The organism is Aeromicrobium sp. (assembly GCF_036676885.1).
In the GTDB taxonomy this organism is placed as follows: Bacteria; Actinomycetota; Actinomycetes; order Propionibacteriales; family Nocardioidaceae; genus Aeromicrobium.
In genome coordinates this window covers 1-4,719 of record NZ_JAKFCB010000264.1, presented here as the reverse complement: position 1 = coordinate 4,719, position 4,719 = coordinate 1, and the positions used below count along the sequence as shown (strand labels likewise).

The following is a 4,719-nucleotide window of genomic DNA, read 5'->3' as shown; positions in this document are numbered from 1 at the left end:
AAACCGGCTCGCGCACTGGAGCACACCGAGATCCCCGACGACATCGACGACAAAGTCGTCGTCCTGATCGACGACGTGCTGTTCTCCGGACGTACGATCCGTGCCGCGCTCGATGCGCTCAACGAGATCGGCCGACCCAGCGCCGTACAGCTCGCCGTGCTGATCGACCGCGGACACCGAGAGCTGCCGATACGCGCAGACTTCGTCGGCAAGAACCTGCCGACGTCGCTCAGCGAGAGCGTCAAGGTGCAGCTGGCCGAGACCGACGGTGCCGACCAGGTCGCCATCACAGGAGGTGCAGCATGATCAAGCACCTGTTGAGCGCTGGTGACCTCAACCGGGATGACGCCGTACGCATCCTGGACACCGCCGAGGAGCTCCTCGGCGTCGCGAGCCGCCCGATCAAGAAGCTGCCGACGTTGCGAGGTCGAACGGTCGTCAACCTGTTCTTCGAGGACTCGACGCGTACGCGCATCTCGTTCGAGGCCGCCGCCAAGCGCCTCAGCGCGGACGTCATCAACTTCTCGGCGAAGGGCTCGAGCGTCTCCAAGGGCGAGAGTCTCAAGGACACTGCGCTGACTCTTCAGGCGATGGGTGCCGACGCGGTGGTCGTACGCCACCACAACTCCGGCGCTCCGCACCGCCTGGCACACGCCAAGTGGACCAAGGGCGCGGTCATCAACGCCGGCGATGGAACGCACGAGCACCCGACGCAAGCACTCCTCGACGCATTCACGATGCGGCGTCACCTGGGCGACCTCGAGGGCAAGAACATCACGATCGTCGGCGACGTCCTGCACAGCCGGGTCGCGCGCTCCAACGCGCTGCTGCTCGACACGCTCGGCGCCAACGTCACGCTCGTCGCACCGCCGACGCTGCTGCCGGTCGGGGTCGAGAAGTGGCCGGTCGAGACGTCGTACGACCTCGACTCGTCGCTCGAGAAGGCCGACGCCGTCATGATGCTGCGCGTGCAGCAGGAGCGCATGAACGCCGCGTTCTTCCCCAGCGCCCGCGAGTACAGCCGCCGCTACGGCCTCGACACGCCGCGCCTCAACCGGCTGCCCGAGCACGCGATCGTCATGCACCCCGGCCCGATGAACCGCGGCATGGAGATCACCGCGGACGTCGCCGACCACGTGCGGTCGGTCATCGTCGAGCAGGTCACCAACGGCGTGGCCGTACGCATGGCCGTCCTCTACCTCCTCCTCGGCGGCGCAGCCGGGGAATCCACCAGCGAAGAAGGCACTGAATGACCTCGTACGTCATCCGGGGAGCGAACATCCTCGGCGAGAACGTCAGCGACATCGCGATCGAGGACGGTGTCATCACCGCGATCGGCGCCGGGCTCGAGGGTGACGAGACGATCGACGCGACCGGCCTGGTCGCGCTGCCCGGCCTCGTCGACCTGCACACCCACGTACGCGAGCCGGGCCGCGAGGACGCCGAGACCGTCCTGAGCGGCTCCAAGGCTGCTGCGCGCGGGGGGTTCACCTGCGTGCACGCGATGGCCAACACCGATCCGGTTGCCGACACCGCCGGTGTCGTCGAGCAGGTCTGGCGGCTCGGCCGCGAGGGCGGCTACTGCGACGTCCAGCCGGTCGGCGCCGTCACGATCGGTCTCGGCGGCTCACGACTCGCCGAGCTCGGCGCGATGGCCGACTCCGCCGCCGCCGTCCGCGTGTTCTCCGACGACGGCAAGTGCGTCTCGGACGCCGTGATCATGCGCAGGGCGCTGGAGTACGTCAAGGCGTTCGACGGCGTCATCGCGCAGCACGCGCAGGAGCCTCGCCTGACCGAGGGCGCGCAGATGAACGAGGGCCCGCTGTCCGGCGAGCTCGGCCTGACCGGCTGGCCCGCCGTCGCCGAGGAGGCGATCATCGCCCGCGACGTCCTGCTCGCCGAGCACGTCGGCTCGCGCCTGCACGTGTGCCACCTGTCGACCCGCGGCTCGGTCGAGATCATCCGCTGGGCCAAGGGCCGTGGCATCGACGTCACGGCCGAGGTCACGCCCCACCACCTGCTGCTGAGCGACGACCTGGTGCGCAGCTACGACCCGATCTACAAGGTCAATCCGCCGCTGCGCTCCAACGACGACGTCGCCGCCGTGCGCGAGGGGCTGGCCGACGGCACGATCGACATCGTGGCCACGGATCACGCTCCTCACCCGATGGAGGACAAGGAGTGCGAGTGGTCCGCCGCCGCATTCGGCATGCTGGGCCTCGAGACCGCGCTGTCGGTCGTCCAGCAGACGATGGTCGACACGGGCCTGCTGACCTGGGCGCAGGTCGCCGACAAGATGTCGGCCAAGCCGGCCGCGATCGGCCGCGTGGGCAACCAAGGGCGCCCGCTCGAGGTGGGGGAGCCGGCCAACATCGTGCTGGTCGACCCCGCCGCGTCCCGCGTCATCGATGCTCGCGACACGGCCTCCCTGTCGCGCAACAACCCGTACGCCGGACTGACGCTGCCCGGCGAGGTCGTCGCGACGTTCCTGCGCGGCAGGCCGACCGTCCGCGACCGTGCCCTGGTGGAAGGCGTGACGGTATGACCGCCGCGATCCTCGTGCTCGAGGACGGCCGGGTGTTCCGCGGCGAGTCGTTCGGCGCCGTCGGCGAGACGATCGGCGAGATCGTGTTCTCGACCGGCATGACCGGCTACCAGGAGACGCTCACCGACCCGTCCTACAAGGGCCAGATCGTCGCCATGACGGCCCCGCACATCGGCAACACCGGCATCAATGACGAGGACTTCGAGTCGCGCCGCATCTGGGTCGACGGCTACATCGTCCGCGACCCGGCACGGGTGCGCTCCAACTGGCGCTCCAACCGCTCGCTCGACGACGAACTGGCCACCCAGAACGTGGTGGGGATCTCCGGGATCGACACGCGGGCCCTGACCCGCCACCTGCGTGAGCGCGGCGCCATGCGCGGTGGCATCAGCTCGGCATCGACCGACGTCGACGCGCTGCTCGCCAAGGTCACCTCTGCCCCCGGCATGAAGGGCGCGAGCTTCCTCGCCGACGTCACGACCGACGAGACGTACGTCGTGCCGGCCATCGGTGACAAGCGGTTCACGGTCGCCGCGATCGACCTCGGCATCAAGGGCATGACCCCGCGCCGCATGGCCGAGCGCGGCATCGAGGTGCACGTGATGCCGGCCAGCACGACGTACGAGGAGATCACCGCGATCAACCCCGACGGCGTGTTCATGTCCAACGGACCCGGCGACCCGGCGACCACCGACCACGTCACGGCGGTGCTCAAGCAGGTGCTCGAGGCCCGCATCCCGTACTTCGGCATCTGCCTGGGCAACCAGGTCTTCGGGCGCGCGCTCGACCTCGGGACGTACAAGCTCGTCTACGGCCACCGCGGCATCAACCAGCCGGTCCAGGACCTGACGACCGGCAAGGTCGAGATCACGGCGCACAACCACGGCTTCGCGGTCGACGCGCCGATCGAGGGCACGTTCGAGACGCCGTACGGCCCCGGCCGCGTGACGCACGTCTGCCTCAACGACAACGTCGTCGAGGGGCTCGCGCTGCTCGAGCAGCCGGCGTTCAGCGTCCAGTACCACCCCGAGGCGGCGGCCGGACCGCACGACGCCGCCTACCTCTTCGACAGATTCGTGGATCTCATGCAAGGTGACCGCCCGCTCGCAACTGTGGAAGGCGGTCGTTGAGTCATGCCGAAGCGTTCTGACATCAAGAGCATCCTGGTCATCGGCTCCGGGCCGATCGTGATCGGCCAGGCCTGCGAGTTCGACTACTCCGGCACGCAGGCGTGCCGCGTCCTCCGCGAGGAGGGCATCCGCGTCATCTTGATCAACTCCAACCCGGCGACGATCATGACCGACCCGGAGTTCGCCGACGCGACCTACATCGAGCCCATCACACCGGAGTTCGTCGAGAAGGTCATCGCCCAGGAGCGCCCCGACGCCCTGCTCGCGACGCTCGGCGGCCAGACGGCCCTCAACGCCGCGATCCAGATGCACGAGGCCGGTGTCCTGGAGAAGTACGGCGTCGAGCTCATCGGCGCGTCGATCGACGCGATCCAGAAGGGCGAGAACCGCGAGTCCTTCAAGGCCGTCGTCGACACGCTGCCCAAGGAATGGGGCGCCGAGTCGGCCAAGTCCGTCATCTGCCACACGATGCAGGAGTGCCTCGACGGGGTCGAAGGACTCGGCGGCTATCCCGTCGTCGTACGCCCGTCGTTCACGATGGGCGGCTCCGGCTCGGGCCTGGCCTACAACGAGGCCGACCTGCACCGGATCGCCGGCTCGGGCCTGGCGCTCAGCCCGACCACCGAGGTGCTCCTCGAGGAGTCGATCCTCGGCTGGAAGGAGTACGAGCTCGAGGTCATGCGCGACACCGCCGACAACGTCGTGATCGTGTGCTCGATCGAGAACCTCGACCCCATGGGGGTCCACACCGGCGACTCGATCACCGTCGCGCCGGCGATGACGCTGACCGACGTCGAGTACCAGCGGCTGCGTGACATCTCGATCGGCATCATCCGCGAGGTCGGCGTCGACACCGGCGGCTGCAACATCCAGTTCGCGGTCAACCCCGAGGACGGCCGCATCGTCGTCATCGAGATGAATCCGCGGGTGTCCCGCTCGTCGGCGCTGGCGTCCAAGGCCACCGGCTTCCCGATCGCCAAGATCGCCGCGAAGGTCGCGATCGGCTACACCCTCGACGAGATCCCCAACGACATCACGCAGGAG

At 68.7% G+C, this 4,719-nt stretch carries 5 protein-coding genes; all 5 read left to right on the top strand.

Annotation, left to right across the window (positions count from 1 at the left end):
• Positions 1–306, top strand: a 306-nt coding sequence (gene pyrR / locus V6M46_RS11850) for a bifunctional pyr operon transcriptional regulator/uracil phosphoribosyltransferase PyrR (protein WP_332665213.1), incomplete at its 5' end; no start/stop codon positions are given.
• Positions 303–1,253: an aspartate carbamoyltransferase catalytic subunit gene (locus V6M46_RS11845; RefSeq protein WP_442880507.1), complete on the top strand. Its 951-nt coding sequence runs from the start codon at positions 303–305 to the stop codon at positions 1,251–1,253. The genes pyrR and V6M46_RS11845, both read left to right, overlap by 4 nt.
• On the top strand, positions 1,250–2,545 hold the full coding sequence (locus tag V6M46_RS11840) for a dihydroorotase (RefSeq protein WP_332665211.1): 1,296 nt from the start codon (positions 1,250–1,252) through the stop codon (positions 2,543–2,545). Before V6M46_RS11845 ends, V6M46_RS11840 begins: the two co-directional genes overlap by 4 nt.
• Positions 2,542–3,675: a glutamine-hydrolyzing carbamoyl-phosphate synthase small subunit gene (gene carA / locus V6M46_RS11835; protein WP_332665210.1), complete on the top strand. Its 1,134-nt coding sequence runs from the start codon at positions 2,542–2,544 to the stop codon at positions 3,673–3,675. Before V6M46_RS11840 ends, carA begins: the two co-directional genes overlap by 4 nt.
• A gap of 3 nt (positions 3,676–3,678) precedes the next feature.
• On the top strand, positions 3,679–4,719 hold a 1,041-nt coding region (gene carB, locus V6M46_RS11830; RefSeq protein WP_332665207.1), incomplete at its 3' end, for a carbamoyl-phosphate synthase large subunit.